Source organism: Nonomuraea muscovyensis (assembly GCF_014207745.1).
GTDB lineage: Bacteria > Actinomycetota > Actinomycetes > Streptosporangiales > Streptosporangiaceae > Nonomuraea > Nonomuraea muscovyensis.
Genome location: NZ_JACHJB010000001.1, coordinates 2,151,587 through 2,169,064, shown reverse-complemented (window position 1 = coordinate 2,169,064; position 17,478 = coordinate 2,151,587). Strand labels below are relative to the sequence as shown.

Here is a 17,478-nt window from a genome sequence, read left to right as displayed (position 1 = left end):
TGGGGGACCTCTGCGAGCTCAGCCGGTGACGGAGACCGTCCATCCGCTGTCAGCGGCCGGGGGCGCCACCTCGATCCACAGGGCACGGCCGGCGGCGACCAGCGCGCCGCCGGTCTCGTAGAGGGCGGCGCTCGCGTACAGCTCGCACCCGTCCCGGGCCTCCTGCCGCGCGACGACGACGTACAGGGCGCCGGTGAAGACCGACCGGCGGACGCGGGCGGTGAGGCGGCCCAGCAGGGCGTACCCGCCGGCGGTGAGGTGCGGCCAGCCGGTGGGGCAGTCGAGCGCGCCCCACACGTGGCTCAACGGCAGCGTGGCCGACCACTCGGCCAGCTCGGGGTGCACCCGCCAGAGCGCCGCGAACTCGCCGGGACGCCCCGTCGGGCCGGGGTGCACGCGCAGGCCCTCGCCGGGCGCGCGGTGGCCGCACACGAAGCAGCCCGGCATGGGGTGCTCGCCGCGCCCGGGGAAGGCGCGGCCGGCCTCCTCCGCCTCCTCGGCCGGGACGAACGGCGGCGGTTGCGGCCGTTCACCGATCTCCCACGCCTCGGCCAGCACGCCCCCGCCCGCCTCGCCGCCGTACAGGCGCACCCGCTCAGCGCCGTCGGCCCCGGCGGCGCGCTCGACGCGCAGCGTCCGCTCGACGGGTACCGGCGCGCGCAGGGCCACCTCGACGGTCGCGCCCATGGGCAGGAGGCTCGCGACCGTGCCGGCGACCCAGCCGCCGTTGGCCGTCCCCTCCCGCCCCCGGTAGTGGGCGGGCACCGTCAGCGCTCCGCTCATCGTGGTCATCTGCCTCACCCCTCTCGACAGGTACGAGAGGCAACCTCGCAGGCGGCGCTGTCACCACTCTGTCATGCGTGTTCCGCCTCCCTCGCGCCGCCTCCGCCCGGCGGTCTCATCCGCGTACGGATCACCGCGAACCATCTGGGCGCGGCGGTTGTCGAACCGACTGGAACGCACCGAGATCGCCTCGATCACGGGAGGTTCCGTCCTGGGCGGGGAGCGCACCGGCGCGGTGCACGAAGGGGAAGAGCATGAACGACAAGGCGGGGTCACGGCAGGCGCGGCGCGGCACGGCGCGGCTCGCGGCGGCGGCGCTCGCCACCGTGGGGCTGCTGGCGGCCGCGTGCGGCGCCGGCCAGGCAGGGTACGCGGCGGAGGCGGCGGCACGGGAGGCCGCCGGCGGGCCGGCGTCACCGGCTCCGGTGCGGATCGACGGGTTACCCGTCGAGGCGGACGTCCAGGGAGGCGGCGCGCTGGCGGCTCCGCCTCGCCCCGTCGTGGTGGCCGACCACGGAGGCGCGCCCACCCCGGCGACGGTCTCCGGCGCCCCGTCGCCGGCGCCGGGCGGCACCCCGGCACAGGCCCGGCCCACGACCCCGGCGGGTACCCCAGCACAGACCCGGCCCACGACCCCGGCGGCGACCCCGACAGCGCCCCCGGCAGCGACGCCGTCCGCGACCGCGCCCACGATCCCGCCGACGGCCACGCCCTCAGCCACGGCCACGCCGGGCACCCCGACCAGGAGCCTGGCCGACGCCCTGACCGACGCGATCCGCGCCCTGCAGGGCACCCCGACCCCGGAGCCCACCCCCGCCCACGGTGCGCCCGACTGCCGGCGGGTCAAGTGCGTGGCCCTCACCTTCGACGACGGCCCAGGCCCGTACACCGCGACCCTGCTGCGCCATCTCGCCGCCCGCAAGGCCCGCGCCACGTTCTTCGTCGTCGGCCAGAACGTCGTCGCCCACCCCGACCTGGTGCGCCGGGCCGCCGCGGCGGGTCACGAGATCGGTGGCCACACCTGGTCGCACCGCGACCTCACCACACTCCGGGCCGCCTCGATCCGTTCGGACCTGGCCCGCACCGCCAAGGCCATCAAGGCGGTCACCGGCGTCGCCCCGACCCTCATGCGCCCGCCGTACGGCGCCCAGAACGCCCGCGTCCGCAAGCACGCCAAGCAGCCGATGATCATGTGGAGCGTGGACACCCTGGACTGGCGCTACCGCAACAGCGCGCGGGTCGCCCGCGTGGCGGTCAAGCAGGCGCGGCCCGGCGGCATCATCCTCTTCCACGACATCCACCCCACGACGGTGAAGGCGATCCCGCGCGTGCTGAAGAAGCTGTCGGCCCGCGGCTACCACTTCGTCACGGTCAGCGAACTGCTCGGCACTGCGCCCGGTGGGCTCGTCTACCGGGGGCCGCGACCCTGATCACCTGGTCAGCAGCGCGACGACGAGCGCGAGGGCGGCGAGCAGGGAGACGGTCAGGCCCAGCGCGAACAGGAAGCCGCCGCCCCTGCGGGCGGGGTCGCCGAGGCCGACCACCATGGTTCCGGCGATCATGTCGTGCAGGCACCTGCGTTTCGGGTGGACCATTATCGAGAGCGCATTGACAAGGAACAACGGTGGCCCGATAAACGGCACCGCGAACAACGCGGGATGGACGAGAGCGCGAATCACGGAGGCGCGCGGGCCCGGCGGGTTTCCGGTCGCACTCGACACCACCTTGAGCCGGCACAGTTGCTTGCCGGCCGTCTGTCCCCAAAGTGCGTGCTGGGCGAAGAAGTAGGTGGCGATAAGGGCGATGGACGCCACCTCCATCCACCCGTCGCGATTTCCCGCATAGGGCTGGAGAATGTCTTCGAGCATCGGCGCGCCCGTTGTCTCCTTCTCGCTCCACTCCAGGTAGACAGGCGCGAACAGCAAGGAGAAGATCAGGTAGTCGAGCACGAAGGCCGAGAGCCGATGGCGTCTCGCGGCCGGTGGGGGTGCCGCGGCGACCTCCGGGGCGAGGGTCATGCCGGTCAGTGTACTGCTACATGATCGTTATTCGTGAAATATCCGAATTGGCGGTTTGTCGGGCGGTCTTCAGAAAAGGCGTGCTTTACCGCCTGTCCCTCGTATGACAGGCTCGGATACCGGGCTGGCGGGAGTGGGGATGGGGCAGGGGATCGCCGATTTCATGGCTCTGGTGCGTTGCGTGCGACTGGCCGCGGGATTACCCGCGACCGCCGTCTTCGCCAGGCGGGCGCTCGCCGAACTCGCGGGCGCGTTCGAGGACGTCGTGACGCCGATGGTGCGCCGGACACTGCGTGACCCGGCCGAGCGCGCCCGGGCGCTCGACGCGCTCCGCGCCATGAGCCTGAAGATCGGCTACGCGGTGCTCAGCTACGCCCACCTGACCCGGCGCGGCCGGCCCGTGGAGGTGGCCGCCCTGGCCGGGGCCGTCACCAGGCTCTATGACGACCTCATCGACGGCGACGCCGACCCGCTGCTCGACGACCGCCTGGGCGAGCTGTTCGGGCTCCGGCCGTTCGTCCCGCGCGGCGACCTCGAACGGCTGCTCGCCGAGCTGTGCCACCAGATCGCCCACCGGCTGCACCCCCTGCCCGCCGCGACGCCCTTCACCGCGCTTCACGAGCTGCACGGCCACCAGTGCCAGTCCCGCCGCCAGCGCGAGCCCGGCCTGACGCCCGACCTGCTGGAGAAGATCACCCGGGGCAAGGGCGCCCTGGCCAACCTGACGCTGTGCTCCCTGGTGCATCCCCTGATGGACCCGCGCGAACGCGAGCTGGTCATGGCGCTCGGGGAGGCGTTCCAGTCACTCGACGACTGCATGGACGTGGAGCACGACCGCCGCGCCGGCGTCAGCACGCTCCCCTCCCTGGGGATCGTCACGCTGCCCGACGTGGCGCGGCGGATGCGGGCGCTGCGCCCCGCCCTGGCGGCGAGGTACGGCCGGGCCCCGGCCAGGCAGTACTCCGGAATGATCTTCTTTCTGCTGCTGAAGACCGTCGTCGGCAGGCGCCTGCCGATCCTCGGCCGGCTGGCCCGGCGGCTGGCCGCCCGCTCCACCGTGCTGACCGTGTTCACCAGGGGTGACGAGGCCTTGCCGCCCGCCGTACCGACCATGTCCGCGCAGACCGAAGGGGAACGGTCGTGAATCTCCGCAGGTGGGCCGTCGCCCTCACCTATCTCCTGCTCGCGCTCACCCTGGCCGCCACCGTGGCCGTGGCCTGGATCGGCACGCGCGACGGCACGCTCAAGACGCAGGAGATGTGGACGGGCGTGATCCCCGTGTTCGTGGCGATCATCGCGGTCGTGGTGCCGCTGCTGCGCGGCGGTGACAGGCGCGAGCAGTCCCTGGAGGAGGCGGTGCGCGCGTGCGTGCCCGCGCTGGCCGAGAAGGTCACCAAGGACTGGAAGGACGAGGAGCGCTACCGCGGCCTGTACGAGGGCAGCCGGGCCGAGCTGCGCTGGGAGGCGGCTCCCGGCTCCGACCGGACGACCCGGCTGGCGGCCGCCCTGCCGACCGACGGCACCCTGGCCCGGCTCACCGGCGGCTTCGCCCGCCACGCGCGCACCGGGGCGATGACCCGGCTGGTCGTGACGGGCGAGGCGGGCGCCGGCAAGACGTCCGCGTGCGTGCTCCTCACCCTCGAACTCGGCGACACCGGGCCCCTCGTGCCGGTGCTGTTCCAGCTCTCCTCGTGGCAGCCGGGCGTCCCGCTGTACGAGTGGATGACCGGCGAGCTGCTCAGCGCCTACCCCTTCGTCGGCTCCCCGCAGCACGGCAGGCAGGTCGCCGCCGAGCTGGCCCTGCACCACGTGCTGCCCGTCCTGGACGGTCTCGACGAGGTGGCCGACCCGGCCGCGGCGCTGCGGCGCATCGACGAGGAGACCGAGGGCAGGTCGTTCGTGCTGAGCTGCCGCACGGAGACGTTCGCCACGGCCAACGCCGGCCACGTGCTGCGGCGCGCCCTCGTCGTGCGGCTGCAGCCGCTGCTCGCCGAGGAGAGCCGCGACTACCTCCTCGGCTACGAGCCGGGCGACAACCGCGACCGCCTGGCGCCGATGGCCGCCAGGCTGCGCGAGAACCCGGACGGTCCGCTGGCCGAGGCGCTGAGCACGCCGCTCATGCTCTCCCTCGCGGTGGCCCGCGGCGGCGAGCCGCTTCCCGCCGAGCTGCTCGCCACGACCGGGCCGGACGCCGCCGACCGCATCCGGCGGCACCTGCTGGGCAGCATCATCGGCAAGGCGTTCACCCCCCGGCCCGACGAGAAGCCGCCGCCCACCCCGCCCGACCAGGCCAGACGCTACCTGGAGTTCCTGGCCGGCCAGGTGGACGAGGCGGGCAGGCTCGCCTGGTGGCGGCTGCACCGGGCGGTGCCGGGCTGGGTGTTCCTGGTCCAGGCCGTCGTCCTCGCCGCCGCGGTCTGCTCCGGCCTGGCGGCGGGCCACTTCAGCGTCTTCGGCCGCCCGTGGCTGGGCTTCTGGATCGGGTTCGCCGCCGGTGGGGTGGGTGCGTTCGTTGTCAAGCTGATCCCGCAGGACCCGCCGCGACGGGCCCGCCCGCGGTTGCGCCTGCTCCCCGGCGCCACGGCGTACGCGCTGCTCAGGCTGCTCGGCTTCGGCGCGATGGGCGCCGCCGCCTGCGCGGTGATCGTCTGGTTCCTGTACGCGTCCCCGTTCTACGTCGTCGTCGGCGGCGCGCTGAGCGGGCTCACCTTCGCGATGGCCCGCTACGTCAGCGAGCCGGTCGATCCGCTGGACGCCGTGACCCCCGCCGCCCTGCTGGCCAACGACCGGCTGGCGGTGCTGTCCGCCTGGGTGGCCGGCGGGGTGCCCGGGGCGCTCACCGGCGCCTACCTCGGAGCGGCGTTGAAGGACGGGCACCGCCCGGAGCTGGCGTCACTGCCGATCATGGAGCTGCCGCCCGCCGTCCTCGCGCTCCTGGGCGCGGTCGCCGGCTGCGGGCTCAGCGCCGCCGGCCTCGGGCTGATGGCCCTGGGCTCCAGCGCCTGGGGCCGGTTCAACACCACCCGGCTGTGGCTGGCGGCCCGTGGCCTGGCTCCGCTGCGGCTCATGCGCTTCCTGGAGGACGCGCGCAGGCGGGGGGTGCTCCGGCAGGTCAGCGGCTACTACGAGTTCCGGCACCGGCTGCTGCGCGACTACCTGGCCGAGCCGCTGCCGAAGGTCGCGGCCGAACCGGCGGTGCCGCCGGACGACGGCTCGCTCACGCCCACCTCCACGGGGCCCGACAACGTCCAATAGCTCCACTCCGCGGGCCGTTCGCCCGGCCGGCGCAGATACCGTGCCTGCGGGAACCTGATCCACGGCCCGCCCCGGCCCGCCCGCCCCGGCAGGAAGACCACCTCCGACAGCTCCCTGACCACCTCGCCCAGCCCCTCGCCGCCGGCTCCCCGGTAGACGAACTCCACCCCCGCCCGCGACCACCGCTCGCGCTCCTGCCGCCGCAGCACGGCGCGGACGTCCGACGGCCTGGTCAGGTCGTAGGTACGGCGCGCGCCCGCCTCGTCGTCCGCCGCCACCAGCCGGAACCGGACGACCTCGAACGCGTGCCCCCGGAGCACCTCGCTCTGCGCCGCCAGCCAGCGCGGCTCGAAGTCTCGCTGCTCCCGCTCGAACACCTGCAGCGCGACCGCCCGGACCAGCACGTACAGCCCCAGCAGCGCCGCACAGCCGAGCACGGGAGCCCGCCACGGCGGCGGCACCAGCAACCCGAGCAGCGCCAGGCAGGCGGTCAGCGCCGCCCACGCCAGGCCGACCCGATGCGCGCGCGCGAATCCCGGCCCGCCCAGCCCGAGCAGGCGCCGCCGGACTACCTCCGGCACCCCGTCGAGCGGTGACAGCGGAACCGGCAGGTCAGGCCGGACGGATTCGGTGTCGTAGGTCTGCATCCGCACACCGGGCCCCTTCCCAGGGCGATGAACTGCCACTGGCTACCTACCCCGGGACGCCCGGCCGTCCCCCGCCGCGCGCACACCTACAACCAACTGGCCCGGACGCCAGTGGGGGAGTCGCCGCCGGCCGCCCGCTCCGTCTCGCCGGACCGCACCCTGGCGAGCAGCCGCCCGACCGTGTCGAGGATCTCGGGGACGCACTCGCGCAGGCTCGCCGCGTCGGCCGCGCCGACCTCCGCCAGGTGCCCGTCGAGGTCGCCCAGCCGTTCGCCCAGCCACTTCAGCGGCTCCGCCGTCAGGCCCTCGTCGAACACCCGCCCGCCCGGCTCCCACCCCTTGACGCGGGGATGGTGGTGGGTACGGTCGAAGCTGCCGGGCTGGCCCGAGACCGACTCCAGCAGGTCCACCCGCCAGAGGGGCCGATCGACGTTGATGGGCCGGGCCGAGTAGACCGACCCTTTCAGCTCGCCGGGCTCCAGTCTGCGCACCTCCAGCCGGACCCCCCGTTCCGCCCCTTCCTGCCCCTCCGCCGGCCGTGGATCGACGAAGTACAGATCGCTCACGGCCACACCGATCCGCTCGAACCCGAAGAGATAGAGCACGGGAACCACTCCCTCGCCGCCCGGAGTCCCTCCCATCGAGCATCCCAGCCGGATGTGCCGCCCGCCAGAGCCCCTTTTCCGCGCATCTGGCATAGATCGGCGCGCCACCCGCGTCCTTGGTGGGTGACATCGCAAGGAGGACGGGTGGATCCAGGCTTTGAGGCGGACTTCCGGCAGTTCGTCATCGACAGGTCGGCCGCGCTGTTCCGCACCGCGTACCTGCTGACCGGCGACCGGCACGCGGCCGAGGACCTGGTGCAGTCGGCGCTGGCGAAGACCGCCGCGAGGTGGCGCGACCTGCGCGACCCGGCGTCCATCGAGGGATACGTCCGCCGCGCCATGTACCACGAGCAGGTGAGCTGGTGGCGGCGCCGGTCCCGCGTCACCGAGGTGTCCACCGGCCTGCCGCCCGACCAGGCCGGCGACGGGCACGCCGACGCCGCCGACCTGCGCCTCGTGATGCGCGCGGCGCTCGCCCGGCTGACGCCCCGCCAGCGGACCATGCTCGTGCTCCGCTACTTCGAGGACCTGTCGGAGACCGAGATCGCGCGGCTGCTCGGGGTCAGGGTGGGCTCGGTCCGCAGCCAGATCTACCGCTCGCTGGACCGGCTGAAGAAGGCCGCTCCCGAGCTGAGTGCCGTGAGGGAGTTCGGATGAACATCGAGAACCTGCTGCGCGAGACCCTCGCCGACATGGCCGGCGAGGAGGGGCCGCCCCACCCGGACCGGTTCCTCCGGCCCGTCCATCGGCCCGTTCGCCGGCCCGTCCATCGGCGCGGCCTGGCCCTGGTCGCGGCCGCCGCCGTCACCGTCCTGGCCCTGGGCTCCACGGTCGCCGTCCGAACCCTGTCGGAACCGGCGCCCGCCGCCCGGCACACGGCCGCGCCACCCGCCCCGGCGACGACCAGGGTGACCATTCGTCCGGGCCTGCGGCTCTCCGACACCCTGAAGATGCTCGCCGACGCCACCGGCCGGCCCGTTCGCGCCTTCACCGAGGCCGCCAAGGGCGGCCCGGCCCTCGGCCTGCCCTCCTATGCGAAGGGCAGGCTGGAGGGCTTCGCCCACCCCGGCACGTACGACATCCCCACCACCGCCACCCCAGCCGAGATCATCGCCTCGATGACCGCCCGCTTCGCCCGGACCGCCCAGAAGGTCGGCCTGGCGGCGCACAGCGCCCCCCGGGACGCCGTCATCATCGCCAGCATCGTCCAGGCCGAGGCGCGCGACGAACGCGACATGCCCAAGGTCGCCCGCGTCATCCACAACCGCCTCGACAGCGGCATGGGCCTCGAGGTGGACAGCACGGTCCTGTACGGCCTCGGCACCTACGGCTCCGCCGCGTCCCTTCGGGACATCAGGTCCCGGTCCCCGTACAACACCTACCGCCGCCGCGGCCTCCCCCCGGGCCCCATCGCCAACCCGGGTGAAGCGGCCCTCCGCGCGGCCCTGAACCCGGCCCCCGGCCCCTGGCTCTACTTCGTGGCCACCGATCCCACGCGCGGCACCCTGAAGTTCGCCGCCTCGCAGGCCGAGTTCGCCAAGCTCGTAGCCGAACGCGCCAGGCACCAGAAGGCAGGATGACCCGGCCCCCGATGCTCTCGCTGACCACTCCGCCCGGGTCGGCCCGGGTCGGCCCGGGTCGGCCCCACGAGCCGCCAAACCCGCCCCCATCAGCTCAAGCCGACATCGCCCCGATCATAGAACCCCAGGACGGGCAGGATGGGGGAGAGACGTGCCCGTCCCGGCGGGAGGTCCGGCTCCGACCCCGGCGAGCACGAGGGTCAGCAGGTGGAGTGGAACAGGCCGCCCACGGCGGTGGTCTCCGCGAGGGCGTTGTAGCGGCGGACGGCGGCCGTGGTCTCCTCCAGGTGGACCTCGACGCCCCTGTCCGCCATGAGGTCCAGCGTCTCGGGGCACGTTCGCAGCCTCGACTCCATGCCGAGGGACAGAACGATCACCTGGCTGCCGTGGTCGAGGAGTTCGAGCACGTCGGCGGGCTGGATGCCGGGTGTGTGCCGGGTCCCGGTCTCGTTCCAGTCCCAGGCGCGTCCGCCGCCGGGGTAGAGCTTGAAGTCCTTGCCCTCACCGACGCCCTCGACCACCAGGCGCCCCCAGGAGACATGGGTGATCGACGGGGATCTGCGTTCCATGGGGCGAGACTAGACGACCACGCCCCTCGACGAGGCGCCCGGCCGGGCCGCCAGGCCGCGCCAGCCGAAGGTGACGGAGCCGGCCAGGAGGACCACCCCCGACAGCACGCCGCTGACGAGCGGCACCCAGGCGACGGCGGCCGTCGCGGCCAGCACGAGACCGGCGGCGCCGAGCAGGGTGAGGACCACGCCGGGTACGGCGATGCCCCACTCCTTCCAGACGGGCGCCAGCGCGATGAAGTGCACGCCGACCACGAACGCCACCCAGGCCACGTTCGTCTGCTCGGGACGGTCCCAGGCGGCGAGCAGCCGGATCCCGCCGAAGAGCAGGATCACCTCGGCCGCGACGATGATCAGATATCCGCGGCCGAACATGTTCCGCCGGGCTCCCGCGGCGGGCCGCTCCCTGCGGGCGGTGGCGAACCACATGGCGACGACGCCCGCGGCCGCCAGGCAGGCGACCACTCGCAGGACGGTCACGGTCACGGTGTCCAGGGGGCTCTGCGCGTTGACGACGACGAAGACCGCGCCGAAGACCGCACCCACCAGTAATCCAGTCATACGTTGCATGACGCCATTGAACGGCGTGCCGGGTTTCGCCCGCATGGGTGCTGGGGCGAGGACGAGGTGGGTCTGGCCCTACCGTGCCGCGCCGCGCAGGTAGGCGAGCACCGCCAGCACCCGCCGGTTGTCGTCCTGCGTCGCGGGCAGCTCCAGCTTGGCGAACACGTTGGCCACGTGCTTGCCGACGGCCGCCTCGGTGATCGACAGAGCGCGGGCGATGGCGCTGTTGGAGCGCCCTTCGGCGATCAGCGCGAGCACCTCGCGCTCGCGGGGGCTCAGCCGGTGCGTCGGCTCGGTGATCTCCCTGGCCCGGGCCCAGGTCTGCTCGAACAGATCGATGAGGGCGGTGATCAGGCTCTGCTGCCTGATCACCAGGGCCCCCGGTGCGTAGGGGACCGGGGTGATCCGGACGAACGCCACCGTACGGTCGAAGACGAGAATCTGCTGGATCGGCTCGTCGATGACCCGGTGCAGGTCGCCGGAGGCGTGCAGCTCCCTGATCCGGGCCGCGTAGCGCGGCTCGTCCAGCACGCTCGCGTGGATGATCGTCCGCATCGTCATGCCGCGCCGCAGGGCGTCGAGCACGGCCCGCCTGCTCTGCTGTTCCTGACGGCCCCGCTCCGGAGTGCCCACCGGGTGCATGGCGCGCAACTCGGCGGCGGTGCGGGAAACCTGTGCGATCTGCTGCCGGACGAGCTCGTTGTCCTCCAGCCGCTCCACCTCGACGGGGATCCCGCGCAGCTCGCCGACGACCTCCTCCAGCCGCCGGGCGAGCCGGCCCAGCGACACGCTCTCGTCCACACGCCTCCTCCGCCCGAAGGCGGCAGCTCGCTTTGCCGTTCCGGCAAACAGATTTGTCAGTACGTCGGCACGCGGCCGATAGTGAGCATCCCACAGGTGAAGGAGGGCGTGATGAACGAGAAGTACGAGGTCGTGGTCGTCGGAGGCGGGGCCGCCGGCCTGAGCGGGGCGCTGACGCTGAGCCGGGCGCGCCGCTCGGTGCTGGTGATCGACGCGGGCAGCCCGCGCAACGCTCCCGCGGACGGCGTCCACGTCTACCTCGGCCACGAGGGCACCCCGCCCGCCAGGCTGCTGGCCACCGGCCGGGCCGAGGTCGCCGGGTACGGCGGTGAGATCGTGACCGGCGAGGTGGTGAGCGCCGAGCGCCTGGCCGCCGGCGGTGACTTCCGCGTCGTCCTCGGCGACGGTTCCGCGGTGCGCGCCGACCGGCTGCTGGTCACGACCGGCCTGGTGGACGAGCTGCCCGACGTGCCCGGCCTGGCCGAGCGGTGGGGACGCGACGTGCTGCACTGCCCGTACTGCCACGGCTGGGAGGTGCGCGACCAGGCGATCGGCGTCCTCGCCACCGGGCCGCTGGGGGTCCACCAGGCGCTGATGTGGCGGCAGTGGAGCGACGACGTGACGCTCTTCGCGCACACCGCGCCGAAGTTCACCGACGACGAGCACGAGCAGCTCGCCGCCCGTGACGTCACCGTGGTCGAGGGGCGGGTGACGGGCGTCCGGGTGAGCGATGACCGGCTCACCGGGCTGGAACTGGCCGACGGCCGGGTGGCGGACTGCCGGGCGGTCGCGGTCACCGGGCGGTTGACCGCGCGTGCCGGGATACCGGCCGGGCTGGAGCTGGAGGTGGCCGAGCTGGAGCGGGACGGCCATGTCATCGGCGACTACGTCCCGGCCGACCCCACCGGGGCGACCTCCGTACCCGGGGTGTGGGTGGCCGGGAACGTGGCCAACCCGCTGGAGCAGGTCATCGGGTCGGCCGCGGCGGGCGTGAAGGCCGGAGCGGCGATCAACGCCGACCTGATCACCGAGGACGTCCGCCGCGCGGTCGCCGCCCGCCGCGGCTGATCAGCGGGACCCGCGAAGCGTCGGGAGTGGAAGGCGAACCCCGCGCGTGCCCGTTCCCCGGCGGGACGCGCGGCGCCGCGCCCACGGTCGCGGCGAGAACGCCGGATCGGGTCAGACGGAGGTCGGCAGCGGCCCGCCGTTCCAGGTCATGGCGTCCACGAGGGCGGTGACGAGGTCCACCTCGGCGCCCGCGGCGTCCGCGTAGGCCCGGTGCAGGTTGAGCACCAGGCGTTCGGCGTCCGCCCACGCGGCGAACTCGCCCAGGTCCGCCTCCTGCGCGGCCGCCAGCGGCGGCAGACCGTTGGCCAGCCCCTGGCGGGCGACGTCGAGCACGAACCGGTAGTAACGCTCGTGAGCGGCCAGCACCCCCGGCAGGTCGCCCGCGTCCGCGCGCGGCCCGTGTCCCGGTACGACGTGCTCCGGCTCGAAGCCCGCCACCCAGTCCAGCGACCGCAACGCCCCCTCCAGCGACCCCATCAGCACCAGGGGCGTGAGCCCGTTGAACACCAGGTCACCGGCGAACAGCACCCGCTCCTCCGGCAGCCACACCACCACGTCTCCGGGGGTGTGCGCGGTATGACCGGGATGCCGGAGCTCGACGCGACGCTCCCCGGCGAACACGGTCAGCTCGGTCTCGAACACCACCGACGGAGGACGCCGCGACACCTTCCCCCAGTCGGGCACCGGCGCCCACATCGGCGGGCAGCCGTCGATGATGGGATCGGCCAGGAGCGCCTCGCGCATCGCGATGTGCCCGAAGATCACCGTCTCCTCGGGCAGCAGGCTGTTGCCGTACGCGTGGTCCCCGTGCTGGTGGGTGTTGACCGCCATCCGCACCGGCGCGCCGCCGGTCGCCGCCGCCACCGCCCCCAGGAACCGGCGCGTACGCCGCTCGGTCGCGCAGGTATCGACGATCACCGTCCCGTCCCGGCCCGTGACGGCCCCCGCGTTGTTCACCCACCAGGTGCCGTCCGGCTGTATCCAGGCGTACACCCCCGCGACGACCTCGTGCAGCCCCGCGGCGTCTGACGGCAGATCCATGAGCCCTCCTTCTCGTACAGCCTGCGACGGCACGCCGACCAGCCTGCGACGGCACGCCGACGCGGCCGCGTACGGACATCCCCAGTCAGTTCCAAGGGGATCCCAAGCGGGGCACGATGGAATCCTTCCCATGACGAACGAGAAGAAGATCGGCGCCTTCGCGCGTGCCGGCCGCCGCGTCGCCGCGGTCACGGTGCTCGCCGCAGTTTCCCTGTCCCTCATCGGCACCGCCGCCCAGGCGATGCCGAACGACGGCTGGTACCGCTGCTGGGTCTCGGACCACGGCTGGATGTGGTGTCAGGACGTCTGAGCGACGTCCCTACGCCCGGAGACAGGCACGACCTCGGAGAAGGTCGTGCCTGTCCCGGGATCCCGGCCCGCGTGGCCCATCCGTCGAGCCGTCGGCGGTCACCGTCCGCGCCTCCGTCTCGCCGGGAACGGCGCGAACCTCGCGCGCAAGGTCTCACCCCGCCCGGAGATCGGTGCCTGCGCGTCGCGGACATCAGCCAGGCCACCCGGCCGCCGCCCGTCAGATGTCGAAGATGTCCTGAGGTGGTTCCTGCCCCTGGGATAGTGTCGCCCGGCGTGACCGACTTCATCTCTCTCCCCTTCTACGACCTGCTCCAGCAAGACGGGCATGTACCGAGGGTCCGTGAGAAGCTGCCCCCGCTCGTCGCCGGAGTGCGGCGGAGCATCCTGGAGATCGGTGCCGGAACCGGTCTGATCACCACGTCGCTGGCCCAGTGGACACCGGCCGAGATCTTCGCGCTGGAGCCCTCGACCGGTATGCGCGGGGTGTTGTTGTCCCGGCTGAGCGAGCGCGCGGAGCTGCTGAAGCGCGTCACCGTGCTTCCCTGTGACGCGCTGAGCGTTGATCTGGACGAGCCGGTCGAGGCCATGGTGATGATCAACGTGATGTACGCCCTGGAGCCTGACTATCGCAAGCGGCTCTGGCCGGTGCTGGCAGGTCAGCTGGAACCTGGCGGCCTCCTGGTCTTCACCTGGCGCGATGGTGGTGCCCCCGCGCCGCGTCCTCTCCAGGAGGACGGCTCGCGTCAGGTGGGCCGTCACACGTACACGGCCCTGTCGGAGATCGTCGAGTCGAGCGGGGAGGTCTGCAAGGCCCGCTACCTCTACCGGATCAGCGAGGGCGACAAGGTGATCAGCGAGGAGGAGTTCGTCGGCCACGCCTACCGTCCGGTGCGGGAGACGATCGAAGAGGAGCTGGTCGGGGCGGGTTTCGTCCTTGCTGACGCCCCCGAGGGGTTCCTCTCCTGGCGGCTCGCCCGAGGTTGAGCCGGCGCGGCGGTCGCCGGCAACCGCGACGCCATCACGTTGGGCAGAAGGTCAGGAAAGGTCCAGGATCCTGGCCGCCAGGTCGCGGGCCGGCCCCTCGTAGGCGTGGGCCAGGGTATGGAAGACGTGCTCGGCCCTGATGGCCGGCCAGTCCTCCGGCAGGTGCTCGGCGGGCAGGTGCGGGTCCTGTCGCACGAGGTGGAGCCAGTCGGTGTGGAGCAGCAGTTGGCGGGCCAGGTCGTCGGACAGCGCCGCCTGCGGGCCGGCGGTGTCCCAGCGGTCGAGGAAGGCGTGATAGCGCGCGGCGATCTGCTGAGTGTCGAAGGCGGCGTGGACGAGGTCGGCTGATTCGGTCGGCTTGAGCGCGCGGGCGGCCAGCACGGTGACGTGGTCGTCCAGGCCCAACTCCGTGACGATGGCGGTCACGTCCTTGACGCCGGGGGCGATCCACAGCCCGTTCTGCAGGAGTCCGAAGCCGGCCCAGATGAGCTGGGACCGCAGGTCGTGGCGGGTGCTTCGGCGGCTGTCGGGCATGGAGAAGGCCACCAGGGTCCAGGTGCCGTCCCAGTCGCGGTTGACGGCGCCGGTCTCCCAGACACGCTGCCTGCCGTCCTCCAGGACGTCGGCGGCGTGCGGAGTCAGCCCGAAGTAGGTCTTGCGGCCCTGGCGGTGCCGGGTCAGCAGGCCCCGCTTGGTCATGCGGGTGAGCGTCGAGCGCACCGCCTCCTCGGTCACGCCCAGGCGGGCGAAGACGTCGATGACGCTGCCGGAGTAGACGGCGACGTCACGCTCCAGCACGTAGATGCCGAGGAAGCTGAACATCAACGACTGGGGACGCGTGGCGGGATAGGTCAGCGCGTCATCTCCTTCGCCTTCACCTTCGCCGAAAGTCACGAACGAAGGGTAGACGGATCCCGCTTGTTGGGCAAAACTACGACGAGAGTCGCAATATTGCCCAACTTCTTCCTCGATGGGGTGATGGAGATGGATCTCTCGGCAAAAGTGGCCGTGGTGACAGGCGCGGGCCGTGGCCTGGGCCGCGCGTATGCCGAGGCGCTGGCCGCGGCGGGCGCCGCCGTCGTCGTCAACGACGTGGACGCCGCGACGGCGGCGCGGGTGGCCGACGCGATCAGCGCCCGCGGCGGCCGGGCCGTCGCGGCGGCCGGGGCGGTGGGTGGCGCCGAGGTCGCCGAGCATCTGGTCGACACGGCGGTGACGCGCTTCGGACGGCTGGATGTGATGATCACCAACGCGGGGGTGCTGCGCGACCGGGTGCTGTGGAAGATGTCCGACGAGGACTTCGACACCGTGGTCGGGGTGCACCTACGCGGCACGTTCACCTGCGCCAGGGCTGCGGTGGTGCGCATGCGCGAGCAGGCGACCGGCGGGCGGCTGATCCTCGTCTCCTCTCCCGCCGGACAGCGCGGCAACTTCGGCCAGACCAACTACGCCGCGGCCAAGGCGGGCATCGTGGCGATGACCCGCACCTGGGCGATGGAGCTGGCCCGCGCCGGCATCACGGTCAACGCCGTCGTGCCGGTGGCCGCCACCGAGATGACCAGGACCATCCCCGCCTTCGCGCCCGTCCTCGAAGAGGCCGAGCGCACCGGCGCCCCGCTGCCGGGCTGGCTGCGCAGGGACGAGGGCCTGGGCACGGTCGAGGACGTCGCCGGCCTGATCGTCTACCTGGTTTCCGACGCCTCCGTCAAGGTCACCGGGCAGGCCATCGGCATCGGCGGGGACAAGCTCGCGCTCTGGTCGCACCCCGCCGAGAGGGCCGTCGCCTACGCCGAGGGCGGCTGGAGCGCCGACGCCATCGCGGAGGCGTGGCACGCGAGCGTGGGCGCCGAGCCGGAGACCTACGGCATCCCCGCGCCGAAGGCGCCGGTGCCGTGAACGTCGATGATCTGGTCGCGATCGACGTCCACGCTCACGTGGAGATCGCCAGGGACGGCCACGGTTCGCTCAGCCCCGAGCTGCTCGGCGCCTCCGAGGCGTACTTCAAGAGCCAGGCCCACGGGCAGCCGACGATCGACGAGATGGCCGCCTACTACCGCGAGCGGAAGATGGCCGCGGTGGTCTTCACGGTCGACGCCGAGCACGCCACCGGCCACCGGCGCATCGCCAACGAGGAGGTCGCCGCCGGCTGCGCCGAGCACCCCGACGTGCTCATCCCCTTCTCCAGCGTGGACCCGTGGAAGGGCCGCGCGGGCGTGCGCGAGGCCCGCCGCCTGGTCGAGGAGTACGGCGTGCGCGGTTTCAAGTTCCACCCCAGCATCCAGGACTGCGCGCCCAACGACCGCATGGCCTACCCGCTCTACGAGGTGATCGAGGAGCTCGGCGCGGTCGCGCTCTTCCACACCGGCCAGACCGGCATCGGCGCCGGGGTGCCAGGCGGCGGCGGGATCAGGCTCAAGCACTCCAACCCGATGCTGGTCGACGACGTGGCCGTGGACTTCCCCCACCTGAAGATCATCCTGGCGCACCCGTCGTTCCCCTGGCAGGACGAGGCCCTGGCCGTCGCCACCCACAAGCCGACCGTGCACATCGACCTGTCCGGCTGGTCGCCGAAGTACTTTCCGCCGTCGCTGGTGCGCTACTCCAACACCCTGCTCAAGGAGAAGGTCCTGTTCGGCTCCGACTACCCGGTGATCACTCCGGACCGCTGGCTGGCGGACTTCGACCGGCTCGACATCAAGCCGGAGGTCCGTCCGAAGATCCTCAAAGACAACGCCGCCCGCCTGCTCGGCCTCACCCCCAAGGAGACTGATCGATGACGACCATCGCGAACGGCCTGGCCGAGCTGAAGGGGCTGGCGGGCCGCGACCTCGGCCACAGCGGCTGGCTGGAGATCACCCAGCACCGGGTGAACACGTTCGCCGACGCCACCGACGACCACCAGTGGATCCACACCGACGCCGAGAAGGCCGCGGACGGCCCGTTCGGCGGCACCATCGCCCACGGCTACCTCACCCTGTCGCTGCTCATCCCGCTGTTCACCGAGCTGCTCGATGTCCGCGGCGTCACGATGAGCGTCAACTACGGCCTCGACAAGGTCCGCTTCCCCGGCCCCGTCAAGGTCGGCGGCAAGATCCGCCTGGCCGCCAGGGTCGTCTCGGTCGACGACGTGCCGGGGAACGGGGTCCAGATGGCCATGGACTTCACCGTCGAGATCGACGGCTCGGCCAAGCCCGCCTGCGTCGCCCGCGCCCTCTACCGCCACTACGCCTGACCCCCGTCAGCACGCCGGA

20 protein-coding genes are annotated in these 17,478 nt (G+C 72.9%); 11 read left to right on the top strand and 9 right to left on the bottom strand.

Features of this window, described 5'->3' with window-relative positions; all coding sequences use genetic code 11:
- Positions 1 to 18: 18 nt before the first annotated feature.
- A complete protein-coding gene (locus tag FHU36_RS10270) occupies positions 19 to 792 on the bottom strand; it encodes a hypothetical protein (protein WP_185083493.1) in 774 nt (257 codons plus the stop codon).
- A gap of 245 nt (positions 793 to 1,037) precedes the next feature.
- Here FHU36_RS10270 and FHU36_RS44290 point away from each other — a divergent pair, with 245 nt between their 5' ends.
- Complete coding sequence (locus FHU36_RS44290; protein WP_185083492.1) at positions 1,038 to 2,213, top strand: polysaccharide deacetylase family protein; 1,176 nt, start codon at positions 1,038 to 1,040, stop codon at positions 2,211 to 2,213.
- On the opposite strand, the gene FHU36_RS10260 is transcribed toward FHU36_RS44290, so the two are convergent.
- Positions 2,214 to 2,801, bottom strand: coding sequence for an RDD family protein (locus tag FHU36_RS10260; protein WP_185083491.1), 588 nt, complete (start codon positions 2,799 to 2,801; stop codon positions 2,214 to 2,216).
- A 163-nt stretch (positions 2,802 to 2,964) separates the two neighbouring features.
- Here FHU36_RS10260 and FHU36_RS10255 point away from each other — a divergent pair, with 163 nt between their 5' ends.
- On the top strand, positions 2,965 to 3,945 hold the full coding sequence (locus tag FHU36_RS10255) for a class 1 isoprenoid biosynthesis enzyme (RefSeq protein ID WP_185083490.1): 981 nt from the start codon (positions 2,965 to 2,967) through the stop codon (positions 3,943 to 3,945).
- On the top strand, positions 3,942 to 6,056 hold the full coding sequence (locus FHU36_RS10250; RefSeq protein ID WP_185083489.1) for an NACHT domain-containing protein: 2,115 nt from the start codon (positions 3,942 to 3,944) through the stop codon (positions 6,054 to 6,056). Before FHU36_RS10255 ends, FHU36_RS10250 begins: the two co-directional genes overlap by 4 nt.
- Here the strand turns inward: FHU36_RS10250 and FHU36_RS10245 are convergent.
- Both FHU36_RS10245 and FHU36_RS10240 read right to left on the bottom strand, forming a co-directional pair.
- Entirely contained in the window at positions 5,954 to 6,709 is a 756-nt protein-coding gene (locus FHU36_RS10245; RefSeq protein ID WP_185083488.1) for a hypothetical protein, read from the bottom strand. The genes FHU36_RS10250 and FHU36_RS10245 overlap by 103 nt on opposite strands.
- Positions 6,710 to 6,789: 80 nt before the next feature.
- Positions 6,790 to 7,308 (bottom strand): hypothetical protein, encoded by a 519-nt coding sequence (locus FHU36_RS10240; RefSeq protein ID WP_185083487.1) that lies wholly within the window; start codon positions 7,306 to 7,308, stop codon positions 6,790 to 6,792.
- Positions 7,309 to 7,452: 144 nt separating this feature from the next.
- On the opposite strand from FHU36_RS10240, the gene FHU36_RS10235 reads away from it, so the two are divergent.
- Both FHU36_RS10235 and mltG read left to right on the top strand, forming a co-directional pair.
- On the top strand, positions 7,453 to 7,965 hold the full coding sequence (locus tag FHU36_RS10235) for a SigE family RNA polymerase sigma factor (protein WP_185083486.1): 513 nt from the start codon (positions 7,453 to 7,455) through the stop codon (positions 7,963 to 7,965).
- Positions 7,962 to 8,888: an endolytic transglycosylase MltG gene (gene mltG, locus FHU36_RS10230; RefSeq protein ID WP_185083485.1), complete on the top strand. Its 927-nt coding sequence runs from the start codon at positions 7,962 to 7,964 to the stop codon at positions 8,886 to 8,888. Before FHU36_RS10235 ends, mltG begins: the two co-directional genes overlap by 4 nt.
- 200 nt (positions 8,889 to 9,088) lie before the next feature.
- Here the strand turns inward: mltG and FHU36_RS10225 are convergent, their stop codons facing one another.
- The 3 genes from FHU36_RS10225 to FHU36_RS10215 all read right to left on the bottom strand — a co-directional run bounded on the left by FHU36_RS10225 (position 9,089) and on the right by FHU36_RS10215 (position 10,822).
- The gene (locus tag FHU36_RS10225; protein ID WP_185083484.1) at positions 9,089 to 9,457 is read right to left on the bottom strand and encodes an Mth938-like domain-containing protein; all 369 of its coding nucleotides are present in this window, start codon (positions 9,455 to 9,457) and stop codon (positions 9,089 to 9,091) included.
- 9 nt (positions 9,458 to 9,466) lie between these two features.
- Entirely contained in the window at positions 9,467 to 10,027 is a 561-nt protein-coding gene (locus FHU36_RS10220; protein ID WP_221495825.1) for a hypothetical protein, read from the bottom strand.
- Positions 10,028 to 10,096: 69 nt separating this feature from the next.
- Positions 10,097 to 10,822, bottom strand: a complete 726-nt coding sequence (locus tag FHU36_RS10215) for a helix-turn-helix transcriptional regulator (RefSeq protein WP_312891522.1) — start codon at positions 10,820 to 10,822, stop codon at positions 10,097 to 10,099.
- 111 nt (positions 10,823 to 10,933) lie between these two features.
- On the opposite strand from FHU36_RS10215, the gene FHU36_RS10210 reads away from it, so the two are divergent.
- Positions 10,934 to 11,890, top strand: a complete 957-nt coding sequence (locus tag FHU36_RS10210) for an NAD(P)/FAD-dependent oxidoreductase (protein ID WP_185083483.1) — start codon at positions 10,934 to 10,936, stop codon at positions 11,888 to 11,890.
- A 111-nt stretch (positions 11,891 to 12,001) separates the two neighbouring features.
- On the opposite strand, the gene FHU36_RS10205 is transcribed toward FHU36_RS10210, so the two are convergent.
- Entirely contained in the window at positions 12,002 to 12,931 is a 930-nt protein-coding gene (locus tag FHU36_RS10205; protein WP_185083482.1) for an MBL fold metallo-hydrolase, read from the bottom strand.
- A 130-nt stretch (positions 12,932 to 13,061) separates the two neighbouring features.
- Between FHU36_RS10205 and FHU36_RS10200 the strand changes: the two genes are divergently transcribed.
- Together FHU36_RS10200 and FHU36_RS10195 are read left to right on the top strand one after the other, a co-directional pair.
- A complete protein-coding gene (locus FHU36_RS10200) occupies positions 13,062 to 13,241 on the top strand; it encodes a hypothetical protein (protein WP_185083481.1) in 180 nt (59 codons plus the stop codon).
- Positions 13,242 to 13,516: 275 nt separating this feature from the next.
- Positions 13,517 to 14,227, top strand: coding sequence for a class I SAM-dependent methyltransferase (locus FHU36_RS10195; protein WP_185083480.1), 711 nt, complete (start codon positions 13,517 to 13,519; stop codon positions 14,225 to 14,227).
- 51 nt (positions 14,228 to 14,278) lie between these two features.
- Here FHU36_RS10195 and FHU36_RS10190 read toward each other — a convergent pair whose 3' ends face one another.
- Positions 14,279 to 15,121 carry a PaaX family transcriptional regulator gene (locus FHU36_RS10190; RefSeq protein ID WP_312891521.1) on the bottom strand — a complete coding sequence of 281 codons (843 nt, stop codon included), beginning with the start codon at positions 15,119 to 15,121 and terminating at the stop codon, positions 14,279 to 14,281.
- A 90-nt stretch (positions 15,122 to 15,211) separates the two neighbouring features.
- On the opposite strand from FHU36_RS10190, the gene FHU36_RS10185 reads away from it, so the two are divergent.
- Genes FHU36_RS10185 through FHU36_RS10175 form a run of 3 tightly spaced genes read left to right on the top strand, consistent with a single transcriptional unit; the run spans position 15,212 to position 17,459 of the window.
- Positions 15,212 to 16,123 carry an SDR family oxidoreductase gene (locus FHU36_RS10185; RefSeq protein ID WP_185083479.1) on the top strand — a complete coding sequence of 304 codons (912 nt, stop codon included), beginning with the start codon at positions 15,212 to 15,214 and terminating at the stop codon, positions 16,121 to 16,123.
- Entirely contained in the window at positions 16,120 to 17,004 is an 885-nt protein-coding gene (locus FHU36_RS10180) for an amidohydrolase family protein (RefSeq protein WP_185083478.1), read from the top strand. Before FHU36_RS10185 ends, FHU36_RS10180 begins: the two co-directional genes overlap by 4 nt.
- A complete protein-coding gene (locus tag FHU36_RS10175; RefSeq protein WP_185083477.1) occupies positions 17,001 to 17,459 on the top strand; it encodes a MaoC family dehydratase in 459 nt (152 codons plus the stop codon). The genes FHU36_RS10180 and FHU36_RS10175 overlap by 4 nt, the downstream gene beginning before the upstream one ends.
- The last annotated feature ends 19 nt before the right edge of the window (positions 17,460 to 17,478 follow it).

What these genes read in the sequence shown, in the direction of transcription:
- FHU36_RS10200 (WP_185083481.1), top strand. Translation starts at nt 13,062, where the DNA reads ATGACGAACGAGAAGAAGATCGGCGCCTTCGCGCGTGCCGGCCGCCGC.
- FHU36_RS10175 (WP_185083477.1), top strand. Translation starts at nt 17,001, where the DNA reads ATGACGACCATCGCGAACGGCCTGGCCGAGCTGAAGGGGCTGGCGGGC.
- FHU36_RS10185 (WP_185083479.1), top strand. Translation starts at nt 15,212, where the DNA reads ATGGATCTCTCGGCAAAAGTGGCCGTGGTGACAGGCGCGGGCCGTGGC.
- FHU36_RS10255 (WP_185083490.1), top strand. Translation starts at nt 2,965, where the DNA reads ATGGCTCTGGTGCGTTGCGTGCGACTGGCCGCGGGATTACCCGCGACC.
- FHU36_RS10260 (WP_185083491.1), bottom strand. Translation starts at nt 2,801, where the DNA reads ATGACCCTCGCCCCGGAGGTCGCCGCGGCACCCCCACCGGCCGCGAGA.
- FHU36_RS44290 (WP_185083492.1), top strand. Translation starts at nt 1,038, where the DNA reads ATGAACGACAAGGCGGGGTCACGGCAGGCGCGGCGCGGCACGGCGCGG.
- FHU36_RS10220 (WP_221495825.1), bottom strand. Translation starts at nt 10,027, where the DNA reads ATGCAACGTATGACTGGATTACTGGTGGGTGCGGTCTTCGGCGCGGTC.
- FHU36_RS10205 (WP_185083482.1), bottom strand. Translation starts at nt 12,931, where the DNA reads ATGGATCTGCCGTCAGACGCCGCGGGGCTGCACGAGGTCGTCGCGGGG.
- FHU36_RS10270 (WP_185083493.1), bottom strand. Translation starts at nt 792, where the DNA reads ATGACCACGATGAGCGGAGCGCTGACGGTGCCCGCCCACTACCGGGGG.
- mltG (WP_185083485.1), top strand. Translation starts at nt 7,962, where the DNA reads ATGAACATCGAGAACCTGCTGCGCGAGACCCTCGCCGACATGGCCGGC.
- FHU36_RS10225 (WP_185083484.1), bottom strand. Translation starts at nt 9,457, where the DNA reads ATGGAACGCAGATCCCCGTCGATCACCCATGTCTCCTGGGGGCGCCTG.
- FHU36_RS10210 (WP_185083483.1), top strand. Translation starts at nt 10,934, where the DNA reads ATGAACGAGAAGTACGAGGTCGTGGTCGTCGGAGGCGGGGCCGCCGGC.